This window comes from Nocardia iowensis, from assembly GCF_019222765.1.
GTDB lineage: Bacteria > Actinomycetota > Actinomycetes > Mycobacteriales > Mycobacteriaceae > Nocardia > Nocardia iowensis.
The window spans coordinates 6,647,194-6,665,655 of the sequence record NZ_CP078145.1 but is presented as its reverse complement, the minus strand read 5'-3'; the positions used below and the strand labels follow the sequence as shown (position 1 = coordinate 6,665,655).

The 18,462-nt window shown below is 65.7% G+C and carries 17 protein-coding genes; 13 read left to right on the top strand and 4 right to left on the bottom strand.

Going from position 1 to position 18,462, the window contains the following annotated elements; genetic code table 11:
- Positions 1-43 precede the first annotated feature (43 nt).
- Together KV110_RS30775 and KV110_RS30770 are read left to right on the top strand one after the other, a co-directional pair.
- A complete protein-coding gene (locus KV110_RS30775) occupies positions 44-1,486 on the top strand; it encodes a ParB N-terminal domain-containing protein (RefSeq protein WP_218470679.1) in 1,443 nt (480 codons plus the stop codon).
- Positions 1,487-1,542: 56 nt separating this feature from the next.
- Entirely contained in the window at positions 1,543-3,324 is a 1,782-nt protein-coding gene (locus tag KV110_RS30770) for a DEAD/DEAH box helicase (protein ID WP_246634088.1), read from the top strand.
- 799 nt (positions 3,325-4,123) lie between these two features.
- Here the strand turns inward: KV110_RS30770 and KV110_RS30765 are convergent.
- The 3 genes from KV110_RS30765 to KV110_RS30755 form a co-directional block, all read right to left on the bottom strand.
- Positions 4,124-4,942, bottom strand: a complete 819-nt coding sequence (locus KV110_RS30765) for a hypothetical protein (protein WP_218470677.1) — start codon at positions 4,940-4,942, stop codon at positions 4,124-4,126.
- Positions 4,943-5,274: 332 nt separating this feature from the next.
- Positions 5,275-6,294, bottom strand: a complete 1,020-nt coding sequence (locus KV110_RS30760) for a Gfo/Idh/MocA family protein (RefSeq protein ID WP_218470676.1) — start codon at positions 6,292-6,294, stop codon at positions 5,275-5,277.
- A gap of 61 nt (positions 6,295-6,355) precedes the next feature.
- Positions 6,356-7,360 (bottom strand): LacI family DNA-binding transcriptional regulator, encoded by a 1,005-nt coding sequence (locus KV110_RS30755; RefSeq protein WP_218470675.1) that lies wholly within the window; start codon positions 7,358-7,360, stop codon positions 6,356-6,358.
- A gap of 263 nt (positions 7,361-7,623) precedes the next feature.
- On the opposite strand from KV110_RS30755, the gene KV110_RS30750 reads away from it, so the two are divergent.
- From KV110_RS30750 to KV110_RS30700, 11 genes are all read left to right on the top strand, one after another.
- Positions 7,624-8,514, top strand: a complete 891-nt coding sequence (locus KV110_RS30750) for a TIM barrel protein (RefSeq protein WP_218470674.1) — start codon at positions 7,624-7,626, stop codon at positions 8,512-8,514.
- Between the two features lie 18 nt (positions 8,515-8,532).
- Positions 8,533-9,528: a sugar ABC transporter substrate-binding protein gene (locus tag KV110_RS30745; protein WP_218470673.1), complete on the top strand. Its 996-nt coding sequence runs from the start codon at positions 8,533-8,535 to the stop codon at positions 9,526-9,528.
- 17 nt (positions 9,529-9,545) lie between these two features.
- A complete protein-coding gene (locus KV110_RS30740; protein WP_218470672.1) occupies positions 9,546-10,598 on the top strand; it encodes an ABC transporter permease in 1,053 nt (350 codons plus the stop codon).
- A complete protein-coding gene (locus KV110_RS30735; RefSeq protein WP_246634087.1) occupies positions 10,595-11,425 on the top strand; it encodes an ATP-binding cassette domain-containing protein in 831 nt (276 codons plus the stop codon). The genes KV110_RS30740 and KV110_RS30735 overlap by 4 nt, the downstream gene beginning before the upstream one ends.
- Positions 11,422-12,360: a 5-dehydro-2-deoxygluconokinase gene (iolC, locus tag KV110_RS30730; RefSeq protein ID WP_218470671.1), complete on the top strand. Its 939-nt coding sequence runs from the start codon at positions 11,422-11,424 to the stop codon at positions 12,358-12,360. The genes KV110_RS30735 and iolC overlap by 4 nt, the downstream gene beginning before the upstream one ends.
- A 19-nt stretch (positions 12,361-12,379) precedes the next feature.
- The gene (locus KV110_RS30725) at positions 12,380-13,288 is read left to right on the top strand and encodes a Cgl0159 family (beta/alpha)8-fold protein (RefSeq protein WP_218470670.1); all 909 of its coding nucleotides are present in this window, start codon (positions 12,380-12,382) and stop codon (positions 13,286-13,288) included.
- Positions 13,289-13,296: 8 nt separating this feature from the next.
- Complete coding sequence (iolB, locus tag KV110_RS30720) at positions 13,297-14,184, top strand: 5-deoxy-glucuronate isomerase (RefSeq protein ID WP_218479111.1); 888 nt, start codon at positions 13,297-13,299, stop codon at positions 14,182-14,184.
- Entirely contained in the window at positions 14,181-16,022 is a 1,842-nt protein-coding gene (iolD, locus tag KV110_RS30715) for a 3D-(3,5/4)-trihydroxycyclohexane-1,2-dione acylhydrolase (decyclizing) (protein ID WP_218470669.1), read from the top strand. The genes iolB and iolD overlap by 4 nt, the downstream gene beginning before the upstream one ends.
- A 180-nt stretch (positions 16,023-16,202) precedes the next feature.
- Complete coding sequence (locus KV110_RS30710; protein ID WP_218470668.1) at positions 16,203-16,631, top strand: putative immunity protein; 429 nt, start codon at positions 16,203-16,205, stop codon at positions 16,629-16,631.
- Between the two features lie 144 nt (positions 16,632-16,775).
- Complete coding sequence (locus KV110_RS30705) at positions 16,776-16,979, top strand: cold-shock protein (protein WP_054814460.1); 204 nt, start codon at positions 16,776-16,778, stop codon at positions 16,977-16,979.
- A 127-nt stretch (positions 16,980-17,106) separates the two neighbouring features.
- Positions 17,107-17,601 carry a winged helix-turn-helix transcriptional regulator gene (locus KV110_RS30700; RefSeq protein ID WP_218470667.1) on the top strand — a complete coding sequence of 165 codons (495 nt, stop codon included), beginning with the start codon at positions 17,107-17,109 and terminating at the stop codon, positions 17,599-17,601.
- 8 nt (positions 17,602-17,609) lie between these two features.
- Here KV110_RS30700 and KV110_RS30695 read toward each other — a convergent pair whose 3' ends face one another.
- The gene (locus KV110_RS30695) at positions 17,610-18,437 is read right to left on the bottom strand and encodes a nucleotidyltransferase domain-containing protein (protein WP_218470666.1); all 828 of its coding nucleotides are present in this window, start codon (positions 18,435-18,437) and stop codon (positions 17,610-17,612) included.
- Positions 18,438-18,462 lie beyond the last annotated feature (25 nt).

Sequence of the window (18,462 nt, the reverse complement as noted above, 5' to 3'; positions counted from 1 at the left end):
GCGCGCTCCCACTTTATTTCCTATCGCTGAGGAGAATTGAGATATGTTCACTGACTTCGGGAGCCCGCCGAACGCTGCCAGCACGCGCTCGCTGGTCGAGCAGCGGGTGAAGGAGCAGCGCGAGAACAACGGGGTTGCGGAGACTTTGACTGTGGAGTGGCGCGGTAGGCCCTTGCATGTCGAGGTCATCGACATGCCGCTGGACACTCTGTTCTATAACCCCGGCACCCACCGTATCCGCGCGCAGCGCAGCCTCGATTCGGGTCGCGATGCTGTCCTCACAGCGGATCCATGGGGTTCGGGAGGTCAGGACTACTTGCAGCATCTGCTGACGATCCGGCCCGCGGAACCCGATCACCGCGACCCTGCCTTCGACAGTCTGATAGAGAGCCTGGAACAACACCAGCAGATTGAGCCTGGCCTGATTACCCGCGACGGGATTCTCGTCAACGGAAACACCCGTTGCGCAGCCCTTCGCGAACTCAAAGCCACTACCGGCATTACAAGCATGCGGGTGGGTGTGCTGCCCGAGTCCTGCACGTGGGAGGACATCAACGATGTTGAGCTGTCCCTGCAGTTGCGCCCAGACCAGCGACGCGACTATTCCTACATCAACCGTCTGCTCGCAATTGAGGAGCAGCGAGTCCAACTAAGCCGTGACCTGTCGGTAATCGCAAAGGCCTTCCACACCACCACGAAGTCCTGCGAGCGCGACATCTGGGTTCTCGCACAGCTGCAGGACCTGATCCGGCGCAGCGCCACCGCCGACGGAGTGTCACTCCGACTGATGGACTTTGAGGGAGCCAAAGAAAGGCTGGCTGAGCTCTACCGCGCGTATGACAACGAGCACGGTGTAAGTAAAGAACGCGCCGACCTTCTCAAGGAGGCCAGGCTTACCGCCATCGTGCTCGAATTCTCAAAAACCGACGTCCGGAATATTGGTGCGGACTTTCATAGCCGCTACCTGGACAAGACTCTGCCCGCCGAGTTCAAGGCAACTGAGGTGACTACTCCGACTACTGTCGAAATTCCTGGGCTGAACAGATCCGTCAAGGCGGCTGGAGCGGACGTCGCCGCCGCGCGAATGATCACTGACGGGCTGCTTCGCGCGAAGGTCATCGAAGCGATCGGCGGAAGTGCTTCGCCTGCTGAGCAGTCTGCCGCCTCGTCGGTTATCGACTCTTATCGGAACGCTTTCGACAAGGCCATCGACAGTGCGGGCCGGGACATCCGCCTTCGGAGAAAGCGTCTCGCCGCGCCGGACCGGATCAACGAAGCGTGCAAAGACCTGGAGCAGTCGATCACGGACTTGGTGCTGTCGAGGGGCAATGCCAGTCTCGATGAGGGGGCGTTCGACGATGCTCTCGAGCAGCTCCGCATCGTTCTCGACAAGCTGGCGGTCGAGGCACAGCGCAGTATCGACCTGCCCGGGGATGGCCTGGCCTGGCTCATCGCTGCGGTGGACGTGAAGCAGCCGCAGTCGTGAGTGCTCCGGAGAGTACGCCCTCGCTGAGGTTGGGCTTCGACGTAACACGAACGCGCGTGGAGCTTCGAACCTTGCCAGCCTTCAAAGGCGACTTCGCTCAGCTGGCCGCGCGGATTGCGACAGGTGGCCAGCGTGGCCCGTTGTCCGCGGAAGTGAACCTTGATGATTTCCTGGTCAACCTCAGTGAGCTGGCTACCTGGACTCATGCAGGCGTTGACTGGGACCAAGATCTCGTGGCGCTTGTCAATGGTGTACTCGACGACGCCGACACGGTGGCGCGCAGTCTTGATAATGAGCTCGCCGGAAGCACTGCCTACGCCGTTCATCCCTCCGATGTCGCCAGGCTGCTGGGCGCGGAGTGGGTCGCTGATCTGACGTCGTTTCAGCAGCGGGACATCGCCAGGCTATTGTCCCTGCGCCACGGCGCCAACTTTAGCGTCCCAGGTGCCGGCAAGACCCGTGTCGCGCTCGCGGTCTATGCCGCGATGCGCGAGCGGGGAGAAGCGCAGCGACTTTTGGTCGTTGGGCCGAAGTCGGCCTACGAAACATGGGAGTTCGAGAGCTCCACCTGCTTCAAGGAACCGCTGCGCACCGCGATGACAGGGGGTTCGGATGACCCCCTCGCGGAACTTCGCATCGTGAACTACGAGCGGCTCGACCGTTCACTGGGCAGCTTGGCGGACTGGTTACGGTCGCGGCCCTCGATGGTCGTGTTGGACGAGGCTCACCGGATGAAACTCGGCGCCAGCGGTGCTTACGGCTCCGCGTGTCTGGCACTCGGGCCACTGGCAGACAGGAGACTGATCCTGACCGGCACGCCGGCCCCCAACGGAGCGAGGGACCTGGAGAATTTGCTGTCGTTCGTATGGCCGGGCCACGGCAAACGTGTCGTGACAGAGGCCGTCGGCGGCGGGGATTTGGCTTATGCCAGCTCGGTGCTCCGCCCGCTGTTCACCCGAACGACTAAGCACGAGCTCGGTCTGCCACCGTTCGAACCCAAGGTCCGTTACGTGGAAATGCCTCCGCTCCACGCGGAGGTCTACGAGGCATTGAAGGGCAACTTCTCTGCCCGCGCAGAAGGATCACGCGGCGGAATCGAGGCACTGGGCCGGGCGATGCTACGGCTGCTGATGGCTGCCATCAGCCCAGCTCTGCTTTTGGAGGGGGCCAGCCAGTACGAACCGCTCGAGTACCAGCTCCCGCCGCTGGAACCATCTTCCAGCGATTCTCTGTTCGAGCTTCTGCAGCACCTGCCGAGCTACGAGCTCTCCCCGAAGTATCAGGAGACTCTGCAAATCGTCGCAGACAACGCCGCTCATGGCCGTAAGACACTGGTCTGGACGACGTTCGTACGCAGTTTGACCACTCTCGAGAAGCTGCTCGAGGGTTACAACCCGGCCGTCGTTTACGGCGGCACCCTCGACCGTGACGAACAGCTACGTCGCTTCCGTCAAAATCCTGACTGCCACGTTCTGATCTCGAACCCGGCCACACTCGGCGAGGGTATTAGCCTCCACCACGTTTGCCACGATGCCGTTTACGTGGACCGGGACTTCATGGCCGGACGCTTCCTGCAGAGCCTGGACCGCATCCACCGCCTTGGCTTGGCCCCCGGCACCGAGACGAGGGTGACGATTCTAGCTACCCGCAACACGGTAGATGAAGTGGTGAAGCTGCGGCTTGACGAAAAGCTCGAGTTCATGGGCCGCATTCTGGACGACCCCGGAGTCCAGCAACTTGCTGACCTACACGAGGAACCAGCAGCCGGCGCCGGGATGGATGCCGCCGACGTACGCGCGCTGCTACGGCATCTTGACGTGCCTGTCGCTCGCGCCTAGTTCCAGCCCATCCTTGAATGTTCGTGGAACTCGCGGGTGGTCGCGATCCGTACAAAGCGATGTTCCTCAGCACGAGCAGTACCGACCGCCAAGATCTTCCGTGCCTGCACGGACTTGGCGAAATGGTGCTGTCCCCACCCGGGCAAGGGGTGGGGACAGCCATGGAAACCCCGGCCTACCTCCATAGACGAACTAGAACGGAGCCCACATGAATAGCGTAACCACATCGGTTGGCGAGGTAGTCGCCGCGCATACGCCAGGTACTCAACCACTTGACTATCTCACGCGCGAGGAGGCGGCAGCCCTCAGCAATCCAAGCGATTCTTATGGGCTCATCTCAACGGCTCTCGCAGCGAGCAGCATCGAGGCTAGGTCGGTTGACGAAGCTCCGATTCTGGTGCTGTCCCTGTGCCTTACCTTCGCCGTGGCGGTCATCGTCGGCCTGGTGACCGGAATACTGAGCCGTATAGATGCTGCTAGCCACGCTAGGGCGGCTCTGTGCGGTGGCGCCGCTTTCGGTACGACGCTACTGGTTGGAATTGCACTGATTGCATTGCTCTAGCAGTTCGCGACTTAGCGGGTGATGATCAATCTGCTGGCCTCCGCGATACCACGAGCCCGATCGCTGGGGACTCTTCGCCTGGACAGGGCAGCGGAAATGGCAACGTCAACGGCTACACCACTCCAGCGATCAAGAATCGTGGCCCTCGGCGAGGTGATGTCGGCAGTCTCGGCGATGTCGTCGGGGCCGGGTGTCCACTATCTGGTGGTCCTCGGCGGTCATCGGTAGAGATTCTTGCTAGGCATGAAGGTTCGCCCGCAGCGTGTTGGCGCAGATCTGCATCTCTTCATCGGTGGGCAACGCGACGGTACCGAATTTTCCGGGCTTGGCCATTCGCAGGTCAACGAAGTCGAAGTGGCATTGATCTCCAAGGTAGTGCTGCGCCGGATGTTTGCGACCTTGGATGCCGCTTCGGTAGTGGGGGTTCTCGATGTAGATGCTGACAACGGCAGTGCTGCACCACAAATCAGCGCGGAAGAGTGCATCGGCGAGCGGATGGGAAAGTGCGGGCAGGCCTTGCCTACGAAGCCAGCTCAATGCGTAGGCTTCGCGCAGGAATGAGTAGTAGAAGGCTCCGATGCGCCACTGCAACGCGGCCCGCGCGGCAGCCAGCGCCCTGTCCTCAGCGAAGCCCTTTCGTTCCACGAGGAAATTTGCGGCCCGACGTTGCATCGCATTGGCAGGGTCCCGCAGCCACGGGCGCCTAGTCGGCATTGCGCTCCAGTCGTCGCGGAACTCTTGCCAGCTGAAGACCCTGCCCAGGTCTTCCAGACAGAAGTGAAACAGATGTGAGAACGCGAAGTCTGGGCGCCAGTCTCTGATGAGAGGGACTGTGCTGTCGAAATCTTCGCGCAAGTCACCGAGCGGATGCTCGGTTTCGAGCTGCTGGATCGCTTCAGGTTCGATGTCGAAGATGGCAGAGCTGACATGACCAAGGACCTCATCAGCCACGTACTCGCGTCCCGGCAGTGTCTTCCACCGCTGCAGCCTGCTGCGAGCCTTCCCTGTTGAACCGAAGAGCCGCGCGACGTCACCACCGCTAATCTGTACTGACATGTCAACCACCTCGAGCCCACGAGCCCGCTCAACTCATTCGTGCCTACTCATTCGCCTGCATCGCCCAAGTTATGTCATGGCACCGACAGATGGCACTCGAATCTCTGTCCGCGAACCACCTTCGGTAGCCAGCAGCATGGACTAACCCCTAGGCTGGTGAGCCTTTAAGCAGCTCTATCATGTCGGCTACCTGCGTATTTATGTAGAGATGAGACGGAGGTGCGAGTGTTAGCGGGGGTCTGCTGTCCGGTGAGCGGGTGTGGTTGCCGCCGTCCGCCGATGCTGTCGGTTCTGCGGCGCCTAGTGGAGCACCAAGTGTCGGTTGTGGTGACTCAACGTCGAACTTCGGGGGTGCGTACGGGTCGCCCTTCTTTATGAGACAGTTCACAGGCCTCAGCCACGTAAAAGGCTTCGAGGGCATCGGCTGGGCTGCAGGGGTTTTCGAGTTCTCCAGTGACTACTGAGATGAAGGCGGCGAGTTCGTCGGTGTAGGCGCGGCGGAAGCGGTCCATGAAGCCTGGGTAGGCGGGGTAGGGGGAGGCGGGGTAGTCGGGTTCGACGGAGGTGAGGGGGGAGCGGTCGTCTAGGCCGACGATGGCGTTTCCCTTGGAGCCGAGGGCTTCTAGGCGGACGTCGTAGCCTGCTCCGTTGTAGCGGGTTAGGGAGACGGTGGCCAGGGTGTCGTTGTCGAGGCGCAAGAGGACGGCGGCGGTGTCGACGTCGCCTGCTTCGGTGAAGAAGGAGTCGCCCTGGTTGGATCCGGTGGCGTAGACCTCGACGATCTCTCGGCCGGTTACCCAGCGGATGATGTCGAAGTCGTGGACGCCGCAGTCGCGGAAGATGCCGCCGGAGCGGGGGATGTAGTCGGCGGGGGGTGGGGTGGGGTCGAGGGTGGTGGCTCGGAGGGTGTGCAGCCAGCCCAGGGAGCCGGAGGTGATGGCGGCTCGGGCGGCTCGGTAGCCGGCGTCGAAGCGGCGTTGGAAGCCGATTTGTACTGGGACGGTGGAGTTTTGGATGTGGGACAGGACGGCCAGGGTGCCTTCGATGTCGGCGGCTACTGGTTTTTCGCAGAAGACGGGGATGCCTGCGTCTACCGCGCGGGTGATCAACTCGGGGTGGGAGTCGGTGGCGGTGGCGATGATGAGGCCGTCGAGGTCGGCGGCGAAGAGGGTGTCGAGGTCGGGGGTGAATTCGACGCCTAGTTTGGTGGCGGTGGTGCGGGCTCGGGCGGGGTCGGCGTCGGCGACGAGGACGTTGGCCACGTTGGGCAGGTTTTTGAGGGTTTCGGCGTGGGAGGTGCCGATGCGGCCGGTGCCTGCGAGGCCGAGGGTGACGGCTTTGTGGGATGTCATCGACTTTCCTCCTGGTGAAATTCGGACGTGCGGTGGGGACCTGCTCGAAAGCAGGTGCAGCTCAATTGCTCGGGGTACTCGTAGTCGAGCGGACGACAAGGGAAGGTTGTAGGCGGCGACGGACCGGGGCGGTGCGGTCGGCGTGGAGGCGTTCGACGAGTGCTTCGATGGCGAGGCGGCCCATTTGGACGCGTGGCTGGTCGATGGTCGTCAGAGAGACGTGGCGGAGTGCGGCGAGGGAGGTGTTGTCGTAGCCGACGATGGAGACGTCGTCGGGGACTCGTAGACCAGCCTCTTCCAGTGCTGACATGGCGCCGACGGCGTTGAAGTCGTTGCCGCAGACCAGGGCGGTGGGGAAGTTGTCGCGAGAGAAGAGGTTCAGCAGCTTCTGCACTGCGGCCATACCCGCGGAGTCGGTGTGTTCGCTCGGTATGACCATCGGCTCGAGTCCGTGCCGCTCCATGGCGGCGCGGTAACCCTTGCGGCGGGGCGGAGCGGTGAACGCGCTGCCGCCGTCGAGGTGCACGATGCGTCGATGCCCAAGGGACGCAAGGTGATCCACGGCCAGTCCGGCACCCGTTTCGCCGTCGTCGTTGACCGTATCGACCTCGGCGATGGCCGAGCCACGGGACACGAGAACGATCGGAGCCTGTTGCGCCGCATCGCGAATGGCGGCGGCGGGCAGGATCGGGGAGAGCAGGATGATGCCGCCGGGGCGGAATGCGAGCAGGCTCTCCAACGCGGTGCGCTCGCGGGCCGCGCTGCGGCGGCCGGTATTGAGGATCAGCTCGAGGCCGGATTCCTGGGCGGCCGTGTCCATTCCCTCGACGACGTCGGCGAAGAAGGCGTTGCGTAGGTCGGAGACCATGACGCCGACGATGTTCGAGGTCCGGCTGGCCAGCGAGCGCGCCATGATGTGCGGCTGATAGCCGAGTTCTTTGGCGGCTTCCAGCACGGCGCGGCGCCGATGCTCGCTCACCTTCGGTGAGTTGCGCATGACGAGCGAGACGAGGGCGCGGGAGACGCCGGCGCGCTCGGCGACGTCTTCCATGGTCGGGCGCGCCATGTCGCCTCCGTTCCGGGTTCGGTGATCCGTGCCGTGTCGGACGTTACAAGGTCGGCGAGTGCTAATCAATAGAGCGCTCTAACCGGACATTCTTCGGCTCCGAGTTTCCTGGCGTTTCTCATGGAAGCCAGGATATTACCTGGTAGTAGCGATATTCTGGACAACGGTGAACCTCTTGACACACTATGACCCACGTTACATAGTTGGAGCGCTCCAATCGCTTGGAGCGCTCCAACTCGACATCGAAGGTCGGAGAAGTCCTGATGACCGAACCGCTCTACCCGCTGCGCATCGCGGCCGCGCCAATCTCCTGGGGAGTCTGCGAAGTTCCCGGTTGGGGGCACGTGCTCGACGCGCGCACTGTCCTCGCGGAAATGGCCGCGCTCGGCCTGTCCGCGACCGAACTCGGCCCACCGGGCTACCTCCCGCGCGACCCGGACGAGTTACGGTCGCTGCTCGGCACCTTCGGCATCTCCTCGGTGGGCGGGTTCCTCGCGCTGGTCCTGCACGACGAACCGGAGCGCGCGCTCGCGGAGGCGAAGGACACCGCCGCGTTGTTCGCCGCGACCGGAGCCGATGTGCTCGTGCTCGCCGCGGCGACCGGTCTCGGCGGGTACGACGCTCGCCCGCGGCTGAGCGAAACCGAGTGGCGCACGCTCATCGACACCGCCGCCGCGATCCGCGACATCGCCGCCGAGCACGGCCTGCGCACGGTGCTGCACCCACACGTCGGCACGCATGTGGAGACCGAACCGGAAGTCGAACGCTTCCTCGCCGATTCCGACCTCGACATCTGTCTCGATACCGGCCACCTGCTGATCGGCGGCACCGACCCGGTGCTGCTCGCGCGGCGACATGCCGGGCGCATCGGGCACATTCACCTGAAGGATGTCCGCAGCGCGGTGGCCGACGAAGTACGCGGTGGCGCAATGGAATACAGCGAGGCCGTCCGGCGTGGCCTCTATGTTCCGCTTGGCGAGGGTGATGTCGACATCGCCGCCCTGGTGCACGGCATGCAGGCAGCCGGTTACCGAGGCTGGTACGTGATGGAGCAGGACACCGCCCTGCAGCCGACCGACTCGGCAGCGTTGCCGAGTCGGGATACCGAACGCAGCCTGCGCCACCTCGCGGGCCTCGCCACCGCACGAATCTAGTGGGAAGTGATGACAACGATGTCTCTTCGAGTTCGCCGAGGGTGGCAGCGCTCGCGCCGCCTACTGCCCTGGCTCGCCGCCGCGACGGTACTCGCCGCCTGCAGCGGACCCGGCGCCGACGTGCCCGCACCGACCCAATCCCCGGTGGCCGCAGGCAAATTGAACTCCGTAGCGGTGGTCACGCACGGCAGTCCGGGTGACGCCTTCTGGAACGTCGTCAAGAACGGCGCGGAGGCGGCGGGCAAAGATCTCGGCGTCCGTGTCGAATACAACTCCGCAGGTGACCCTGGCCAGCAGGCGAAGCTCATAGACAACGCGGTCGCGCAGGGAGTCGACGGGCTCGTCGTCTCGATGGCCAACCCCGACGCGCTGCGGCCCTCGCTCGAAAAGGCGGTAGCCGCGGGCATCCCGGTGGTGACCATCAACTCGGGCGAGAGCGAGAGCAGCAAGTACGGCGCCATCGGCCATGTGGGGCAAAGCGAGTCGCTGGCCGGGCAGGCGGCGGGCAAACGCCTCGCCGACTCCGGGCGCAAGAAGCTGCTCTGCGTGATCCACGAGGCGGGCAATATCGGCGCCAACCAGCGGTGCGAGGGTGCGACCAAGGCCTTCGGCAACGGCACGACGTTGCAGGTGGACATCAACAACCCGACCGACGCCCAGTCCCGCATCAAGGGCGCACTGGAGGCCGACCGGTCCATCGACGCCGTACTGACGCTGAATTCGCAGGTCGCCGCCCGTGCGGTGGACGGGGTGAAGGAGTCACAGTCCGGCGCGACGGTCGCGACGTTCGACCTCAACACCGATGTGGTCGAGGCCATTCGCGCGGGCAAGCTGTTGTTCGCCGTCGACCAGCAGCAGTACGAGCAGGGCTATCTGCCCGTGGTGTTGCTGCAGGCCTACCGGACGAACCTGAACACCGTCGGTGGTGGCGCACCGGTGCAGACGGGTCCGGCCTTCGTCGACAAGAACAACGTCGATGCCGTCGCCGCGCTCGTGGCACAGGGCACGCGCTGAGGTCAGGAGTGGATGAAATGACTGTTGCCACAAAAACATCCGAGGCCGCGCCGGGCTCGCAACCGAAGGGGCCGACGCTGATGCAGCGGCTGGTCGTCCGGCCGGAGATCGGTGCCGCGCTCGGCGCGCTGCTCGTGTTCGTGTTCTTCTCGATCATCACCGATCGCTTCCTGAGTCCGCTGGGCATCGCGACCTGGCTGGACGATTCGTCGACGCTCGGCATCATGGCGGTCGCGGTGGCGCTGTTGATGATCGGTGGGGAGTTCGACCTGTCGGCGGGCGTGATGACCGCGTCGACCGCGCTGGTTACCGCGTTGCTCGCGGTGCACGCGGGCTGGAACGTCTGGTTCGCCCTGCTGGCCTCGCTGGTACTGGCGCTGCTCGTCGGCGCGTTCAACGGCTGGCTCGTGATGCGCACGGGTTTGCCGAGTTTCATCGTCACGCTCGGCACTTTCCTTGCGCTGCAGGGTCTGAACCTCGGCGTCACGCGGCTGGTCACCGGAACCGTTCAGGTGTCCGGGATTCGGAGCGCGGACGGCTACAACTCGGCAGGCTGGGTGTTCGCCTCGACGTTGAACATCGGTGATGCTCGCATCCAGGCCTCGGTCGTCTGGTGGATCGTGTTGACCGCCATCGCCGCGATCGTGCTGGTGCGCACCAAGTTCGGCAACTGGATCTTCGCGGTGGGCGGCTCATTGACGAACGCGCGTGCCGTCGGTGTGCCGGCGGATCGGACGAAGATCGTGCTCTTCATGACCACCGCGTTCGCCGGTTGGGTGGTCGGCTCCTGCAGCATCCTGCGTTTCACCAGTGTGCAGGCCAATCAGGGAGTCGGGCTCGAACTGCACTACATCATTGCCGCGGTTGTCGGCGGCTGTCTGCTGACCGGCGGTTTCGGTTCGGCCATCGGCGCCGCGATCGGTGCGCTGATCTTTGGCATGGCGCGGCAGGGAATTGTGTTCGCGCGCTGGGACAGTGACTGGTTCATGCTGTTCCTCGGCGTGCTGCTGCTGGCGGCGGTGTTGGTCAACAACAGATTCCAGAAGCGAGCCGAAAGGGTACGCCGATGAGTGAAGCATCGCGCAGCGATTCGATGAGCGGCGGCGGCCGGGCGACGGGTGGGCCAACTCCACTGATCGAGGCCGTTGATATCGGCAAGAGCTACGGTGGCGTCGTAGCGCTGCAGGACGTGTCCACCGTGGTGAACGCGGGCGAGGTCACCTGCATCCTCGGTGACAACGGCGCGGGCAAGTCGACGCTCATCAAGATCCTGGCGGGCGTGCACCAGCACGACCGCGGCGAGCTGCGGATCGACGGACAGCCGGTCCGATTGTCCTCGCCGCGTGCGGCATTGGATCACGGCATCGCCACCGTCTATCAGGACCTGGCGGTGGTGCCGTTGATGAGCGTCTGGCGCAACTTCGTGCTCGGCTCGGAGCCGACCAGCGGCCCCTTCCGCCTGCTCGACCGCAAGAAGGGGCGGGAGATTGCGCGACAAGGGTTGGCGGACATGGGTATCGAGCTCCGCGACATGGAGCAGCCGGTCGGCACGCTGTCCGGTGGACAGCGCCAGTGCGTCGCCATCGCGCGAGCCGTGCATTACGGCGCCAAGGTGCTGATCCTCGACGAGCCCACCGCCGCACTCGGCGTGAAGCAGGCCGGGGTGGTGCTGAAGTACGTTGTCCAGGCGCGCGATCGGGGGCTCGGGGTCATCCTGATCACCCACAACCCGCACCACGCCTTCCCGGTCGGCGACCGGTTCCTGCTGCTGAAACGCGGCACGATGCTCGGCTCGTACGAGAAAACCGAGATAGATCTGTCGGAGTTGACGCGGCAGATGGCGGGCGGGGCCGAGCTGGACGCGTTGCAGCACGAACTGCAGCGGGTTGTCTCGTGACCGGCCTGGAGATCTTGACGATCGGCCGGGTCGGCGTCGATCTCTACCCGCAGCAGAGCGGCGTCGGGCTCGCCGAGGTCGAGTCCTTCGCGAAGTTCCTGGGCGGCACCGCGACCAACGTCGCGGTGGCCGCCGCGCGACTGGGCCGCCGCAGCGCGGTGCTGACGAAGGTGGGCCCGGACGGCTTCGGCGACTACGTCCGAACAGCGTTGGCGGATTTCGGCGTATCGGCCGACTACGTGACGACCGCGCCGGATCTGTTGACACCGGTGGTCTTTTGCGAGCTGAAACCGCCCGCCGATCCGCCGCTGCTGTTCTATCGGGCGCCCATCGCCCCGGATCTCACCCTCACCGAGGACGAGGTGCCGTGGCAGGTGGTGGATTCGGTTCCGCTGCTGTGGGTTACCGGCACCGGGGTGAGCGCGGAGCCGGGCCGCACCACTCAGCGCCGGATTCTCGAACGCCGGGCCCGCCACGGGCACACCGTGCTGGATCTCGACTACCGGCCGATGTTCTGGCCGGATATCGACACCGCTCGGGCCGAGATCGGCTGGCTGGTCGATCACGTGAACGTCGTTGTCGGCAACCGCACCGAGGTCCAAGTGGCCGTCGGGACAGCCGATCCCGACGAGGCCGCCGACCGACTGCTGGCTCGCGGCGTCCGCCTCGCGGTGATCAAGCGTGGCGCCGAGGGCGTGCTCGTCGCCACCGAATACGAACGCTGGACGGTGCCGCCGTGCCGCGTCGAGGTGGTCTGCGGACTCGGCGCGGGCGATGGATTCGGCGGCGCGCTGATCCACGGCCTGCTCTCGGACTGGGACCCGCACCGCATCGCCACCTACGCCAACGCCGCGGGCGCCCTGGTGGCGTCCCGGCTGGCGTGCGCGGATGCCATGCCGACGAACTCGGAAATCGAGGAACTGTTATGCCGCTGAGGCATACCGCAAAGACAGAATGGGAGAACCTACCGTGCAGTTGACCGACGAACGCTGGCGTGAACTGCTGCGCGTCCGCGCGACGGACCCGGCGGCGGTCGAACGGGCTTATGCGAAACGGGTCCGCCGCCCGAACCTGTTGGCGGGCAAGGAGACCCTGTTCCTGATCGCCGCGGACCACCCGGCCCGCGGTGCGCTCGGCGTCGGCTCGGACCTGACCGCCATGGCGGACCGGCGCGCGCTGCTGGGGCGGCTGCTGATCGCGCTGGCCCACCCGGACGTCGACGGCGTGCTCGGCTCGCCGGACGTGGTGGAGGAACTGCTGCTGTTGGGTGCGTTGGACGACAAGGTCGTCATCGGCTCGATGAACCGTGGCGGTCTGGCCGGTGCCGAGTGGGAAATCGACGACCGCTTCACCGGATACGACGCCGACTCGCTGGCGCGGTTCCGTCTGGACGGCGGCAAAATGCTGCTCCGCCTGGTCGATTCCGACGCGGGCACGGTGCCGACATTGCAGGCGTGCGCGCAGGCGGTCTCCGAACTCGCGGCGAACGGCCTCATGGCCATGGTCGAGCCGCTGCCGTACCACCGCGACGATTCCGGTGCCCTGGTGATGAGCAAGGACGCGCCCTCGCTGTCCCGAGCCATCACCGTGGCATCCGGCCTCGGCGTCACCTCCGCGTACACCTGGCTGAAGATCCCTGCGCCACAGGATGTTTCCGTTCTGGACGCGACCACCTTGCCGGTGGTCGTCCTGGGCGGCGCCCCCTCCGGCGACCCGGTGGCCGACCTCGCGTTCTGGGACGGTGCCCTCGGTCACGACGTGGTGCGTGGGCTTGTCGTCGGCCGCACCCTGCTCTATCCGCCCGACGGCGACGTCGGCGCAGCCGTCGACGTGGCGGCCAAGATGTTGAAGGAGGCTCGATGAAGCCTGCGATGACACTGCACCGGCCCGCTGGAACGCTCAGCGAGGGTGGCGATCCCATCCTGCTCACCCCCGAGGAAGCCGGGTGGACCTATACCGGCTTGCGAGTGCTGAAGCTGCGTGCCGGTGCGACGCGGAGAATCGAGACGGGCGAGTACGAAGCGTTCGTCCTGCCGCTTGCCGGATCGTGCACCGTGCGCGTGGACGGCATGAGGTTCCAATTGTCCGGCCGGGCTTCGGTATTCACCCGGGTGACGGACTTCGCCTACCTCCCGCGCGACGCCGAGGTCGAGCTCACCGCCGACGGTGACGTCGAGCTCGCCCTCCCCATGGCGCGTTGCACCAACCGCCTGGAACCCAAATACGGCCCGGCCGAGGAAGTCCCGGTCGATATCCGCGGCGCGGGCCGAGCCACCCGCCAGGTCACCAAGTTCGGCGTCCCCGGCGCGTGGGACCACGCCGACAAGCTCAATGCCTGCGAGCTGATCACCCCGGACGGCAACTGGTCCTCCTATCCGCCGCACAAGCACGACGAGGCGAGCGACTGCGAGGTCGTCAACGAGGAGATCTACTACTTCCGCATTGCCGGACGCGACGGAACCACGCCGTCGCGTGAGGGATTCGGGATCCACCGCACCTACACCGCCGACGGCGCGATCGACGAAAACGTCACCGTGCGCGACGGTGATGTCTTCCTGGTCCCGCGCGGCTATCACGGACCGTGCATCGCCGCACCGGGCTATCCGATGTACTACCTCAACGTGCTGGCGGGCCCCGCCGAGGATCGTTCGATGGCCTTCTGCGACGACCCGGCACACAGCTGGGTACGTGGCAGCTGGGACGAACAGTCTCGGGATTCCCGCTGCCCGGTCACCAATCACGAAGGACGGATCGGATGAAACTGACCGCGGCACAGGCAGTGGTGGCCTGGTTGGTCGCCCAACGTTCGGAAACCCTCGACGGCCGCGAAGTGCCGTTGTTTCCCGCCGTTTTCGGCATCTTCGGCCACGGCAATGTGCTCGGCCTCGGCACCGCTTTGCAGGAGCGGCGGGACGAAATCCCGGTCTGGCGTGGGCACACCGAGCAGGGCATGGCTCTGGCCGCCGTCGGTTACGCCAAGGCGACCCATCGACGGCAGATCGGCGTTGCCACCTCCTCGATCGGCCCCGGCGCGTTGAACATGGTGACCGCCGCGGGTGTCGCGCACGCGAATCGCCTTCCGCTGCTGTTGCTCCCGGGTGACACCTTCACTACCCGCGCACCCGATCCCGTGCTCCAGCAGGTCGAGCACTTCGGCGACGCGACCGCGACGGTGAACGACGCCTTCCGTGCGGTGAGCCGCTATTTCGATCGGATCACCCGCCCGGAGCAGCTGATTTCCACTCTGCCCCAAGCGGTCCGGGTGCTCACCGACCCGGCCGAGGCAGGCCCGGTGACCCTCGCGCTGCCCCAAGACGTGCAAGCCGAGACCTACGACTTCCCGGACGCACTGTTCGAGCCGGTCGTTCATCGCGTCCTACGTCCTCGGCCAGACGAGCGTGCAGCGGCCGATGCCGCCGAGGCTCTGCGCAACTCGGCAAGGCCGCTGCTGGTGCTCGGCGGCGGTGTCCGCTATTCGGGTGCGGCCCGCACCGTCCTCGAATTCGCTGAGCGCCACGGCATTCCGGTCGTCGAGACGACAGCCGGGCGCACGCTGGTGCCGCACGAGCATCCGCTCTACGCCGGTCCGCTCGGTGTCACCGGCTCGACATCGGCGAACACCATGGCGTCCGAAGCCGACCTGGTCCTCGCCATCGGCACCCGGTTGCAGGACTTCACCACGGCCTCGTGGACGGTCTTCGCGCGAGAAGTCCGCCTCGTCACCATCAATACGGCACGGTTCGACGCGGTCAAGCACGGTGCCCTCGCCATAGTCGGTGACGCCGAGGCGACGGTCCGCGACCTGGCCGGGCACTTGCGCGAATGGCGCGTCGACCCGACGTGGACCGCCCGCGCCGCAGCTCAGCGCGGTAGCTGGGACGCCAACATCGACAAGTTGCGCGCCCACACGCCGGGCACGCCGAGCTACGCCCAGGTGGTGGGCGTCGTCAACGAACTCAGCGAACCCAACGACTACGTCATGACCGCCTCGGGCGGCCTGCCCGGCGAACTCATCGGCGGTTGGCGCGCCCCGGGCGGCGCCCCGACCATGGACGTCGAATACGGCTTTTCCTGCATGGGCTACGAGCTCGCCGGTGCCTGGGGCGCGGCCATGGCACACACCGACGGCCTGGTCACCACCATGCTCGGCGACGGTTCTTACCTGATGCTGAACTCCGAACTGTTCTCGGCGGCGTTCGCGGGCCACCCGTTCGTCGCGGTCGTCTGCGACAACGATGGCTACGCGGTGATCGCCCGCCTGCAGGAGGGGCAAGGCGGCGCGGCGTTCAACAACTTCTACGCCGACTGCCGCACCACTCACGACGAGCCGCCGCGGGTGGACTTCGCCGCGCACGCCCGTGCGCTGGGCTGCGCCGTCTTCACCGCCACCGACCTGAACGAATTCCGCGACGCCTACGCCGATGCGCGGAAGACCGCCGTCCGCGAGTCCCGCCCGGCCGTCCTCGTGATCCGCACCCAGCCGTCGAGCTGGACCGAAGCGGGTGCGTGGTGGGAGGTCGGCGTCCCCGAACACCTGTCCGGACGCACCGCCTATACCGAAGCCAAGCCGCGCCAGGTGCGTTACCTGCGCCCGTGAACAGCCGGAAATCGTGGGCTGCGCGACGCGGTAGAAAGTCGTAGGATGACTTAGCGGCGCGATGGTGCGCCGAGAGCGATGGCCTTTGCGGCACAACGGAACTAGACGTTGCCGAGCATCGGCGAGCCAGTGCGTCGAGAAGGAGAAGGCCGTGCGGACCGAGGCGATCAGAGCGGGTCGGTGACCCTCGACAGCGGCGACCACGCGGCGTTGGCGCTGTGGGCCGCGGCTTGCGCCGAGCGCGTGCTGCCGCTGTTCGCGCGCGATCGACCGGATGACGGGCGACCGGCCGCGGCCGTCGCCGCCGCCAGGGCGTGGGCGCGTGGCGAGCTGACGATGCCCGAGGCCCGCGAGGCCGCCTTCGCCGCGCACGACGCGGCCCGAGAAACCAACGACGCGGCCGCCTATGCGGCGCGGTCGGCCGGACACGCGGCGGCCACCGCCCATGTCGCCGGCCACGCCAGGCACGCGGCGAACTATGCGGTGAAGGCGGTACAGGTCGATTCGTCGGAGGGGAGCGACGAACGCGCCTGGCAAGAAGCGCAGGTACCTGGACGACTGATCCGGGTGGTGTTCCCGGATCGGGGCCTGTCAGAGCGTGGGAGGTGAAGGCAACAGCCCGTCGGCAAGCGTTGTTTTGCTCACAATCGGCCGGGCAACATGTGGAGAAATTCGTCGGATCATGGCATCGTTGATCTACGAGACCAGGGCATTCCATTTGCCAGAATCTGGCTCGTCTACAGAAAGTATGAAATGGCTCAGGGCATTGTGAAGTGGTTCAACAGCGAGAAGGGCTTCGGCTTCATCGCGCAAGACGGCGGAGGCCCCGACGTCTTCGTGCATTACTCGGCCGTTAGCGGCGCGGGTTTCCGGTCCCTCGATGAGGGGCAGCGCGTGGAGTTCGAGATCGGCCAGGGCCAGAAGGGCCCGCAGGCGCAGGACGTTCGCGTTCTCTGATCTGATCGCTCCTAAGCTTTCTTGAAAGGCCCCACACCGGCATGGTGCGGGGCCTTTCCCCGTTTGCGCCGCTTACCGGTTGTATATTGCAATCGGTAGTTGGCGGCGATCGGAGAAGGAGCGGCGGATGCGCGACGAGGGACGCTCGGGGTGCCCGATCAACGCGACGGTCGAGGTGATCGGTGATCGGTGGACCCTGCTGGTGCTGCGTGACGTGATGTTCGGCAACCGGCGCTATTTCCGCGAGCTGCTCGCCGGATCGGAGGAGGGCATCGCCTCGAACATCCTGTCCGATCGCCTCAAGCGGCTGGTCGCGGCGGGCATGCTCAGCCGCGCGGACAGCAGGCCTGGTCAGAAGGCGGAATACCGGCTGACCGAGCCTGCCATCCAGCTGGTGCCGGTGATGGCGCAACTCGGTGCGTGGGGATTACGGCACCGGCCGACCACCAAGCAGCTGCGGGTGCGGGCCGAGCTGCTGGAGTCGGGCGGTCCCGAACTGTGGGCGGAGTTCATGGACGAACTACGAGAGGCCCACCTCGGAATTCCGCGCCCGGACCAGAAGCGGCCTACCGCCACGCAGCGGCTGGCGCAGGCCTACGCGGATGCCGTCGCCGAAGTGTAGGCGGGCGCTCAGATCTCTCGCGGAAGCACGAATTCCGACTGTGCCTCGTTGCGGAAGAACTCCGCGGTGCGGGTTCGGGCGCGCTCCAGGCCCGGGTCCGCGGTCTTCGGGAAAGCGGTTACGGCCAGGTCGAATTCGGACTCGATGAACGCGGCGATCGGCATCGGCACTGTGCCGCTGCCCATTTCGCGCGTCCGCGACTTGAGCTCGGTCAGCTCGGCCACCGCCGCAACCAGCTCGGCGGGCAGGTCGCACTGGTCCATCAGCGTCGGTAGATGCATCGGCGCCACCGCTGCGCCGGGGTGCTCGCGCAGCCAGCGCAAAGCCATTGCCGGGCGCAGTGAATAGAACACCTTCTTCAGTGATCGGTTGCGGTCGAACAACTCCCACTGTTTGGTGCCCAGATGCAGGTAGTGCCGGGCCACCCGGTTGCGATCGGCCACCTCATCGGCCAAGGCGCGCAGGTCATCCCGGAACCGCGCGTCGCCGCGGTACACGATCGGCGACATCAGCCATTCGATGAGCACCGCATTGCCCGCGACCAGCAGGCGCAGCGCCTTGGCCAGGTCCCAGCCGTTCACATCGAGCAGACCGGCCAGCGGCGTCTCGATCACATCGCGGGTGCGCCAAGGCGACAGGTAGGTATCGAGGCCCGCGACATAGACGAAACGGCAGTCGTAATCCGAATCCGGCGACGGAAAACCCCAAGCCCGGCTGCCGCTTTCGATGGCGAGCCGGACCGAAACGCGGTGCTCGCGCTCGACTCGGGTCAGCTCGTAGTCGATGGACCCGACCACCGTAGGGTCCATCGAGGCCGGGATCGCGCGCAGGGACATGCGGGTGATGCTATGTGCCCGACGA

Bases quoted from the DNA above. Each gene is read 5' to 3' on its own strand.
- KV110_RS30775 (WP_218470679.1), top strand. From the start codon at position 44: ATGTTCACTGACTTCGGGAGCCCGCCGAACGCTGCCAGCACGCGCTCG.
- KV110_RS30695 (WP_218470666.1), bottom strand. From the start codon at position 18,437: ATGTCCCTGCGCGCGATCCCGGCCTCGATGGACCCTACGGTGGTCGGG.
- KV110_RS30705 (WP_054814460.1), top strand. From the start codon at position 16,776: ATGGCTCAGGGCATTGTGAAGTGGTTCAACAGCGAGAAGGGCTTCGGC.
- KV110_RS30735 (WP_246634087.1), top strand. From the start codon at position 10,595: ATGAGTGAAGCATCGCGCAGCGATTCGATGAGCGGCGGCGGCCGGGCG.
- iolD (WP_218470669.1), top strand. From the start codon at position 14,181: ATGAAACTGACCGCGGCACAGGCAGTGGTGGCCTGGTTGGTCGCCCAA.
- KV110_RS30740 (WP_218470672.1), top strand. From the start codon at position 9,546: ATGACTGTTGCCACAAAAACATCCGAGGCCGCGCCGGGCTCGCAACCG.
- KV110_RS30760 (WP_218470676.1), bottom strand. From the start codon at position 6,294: ATGACATCCCACAAAGCCGTCACCCTCGGCCTCGCAGGCACCGGCCGC.
- KV110_RS30765 (WP_218470677.1), bottom strand. From the start codon at position 4,942: ATGTCAGTACAGATTAGCGGTGGTGACGTCGCGCGGCTCTTCGGTTCA.
- KV110_RS30755 (WP_218470675.1), bottom strand. From the start codon at position 7,360: ATGGCGCGCCCGACCATGGAAGACGTCGCCGAGCGCGCCGGCGTCTCC.
- iolB (WP_218479111.1), top strand. From the start codon at position 13,297: ATGACACTGCACCGGCCCGCTGGAACGCTCAGCGAGGGTGGCGATCCC.
- KV110_RS30750 (WP_218470674.1), top strand. From the start codon at position 7,624: ATGACCGAACCGCTCTACCCGCTGCGCATCGCGGCCGCGCCAATCTCC.
- KV110_RS30725 (WP_218470670.1), top strand. From the start codon at position 12,380: ATGGGAGAACCTACCGTGCAGTTGACCGACGAACGCTGGCGTGAACTG.
- KV110_RS30745 (WP_218470673.1), top strand. From the start codon at position 8,533: ATGTCTCTTCGAGTTCGCCGAGGGTGGCAGCGCTCGCGCCGCCTACTG.
- KV110_RS30700 (WP_218470667.1), top strand. From the start codon at position 17,107: ATGCGCGACGAGGGACGCTCGGGGTGCCCGATCAACGCGACGGTCGAG.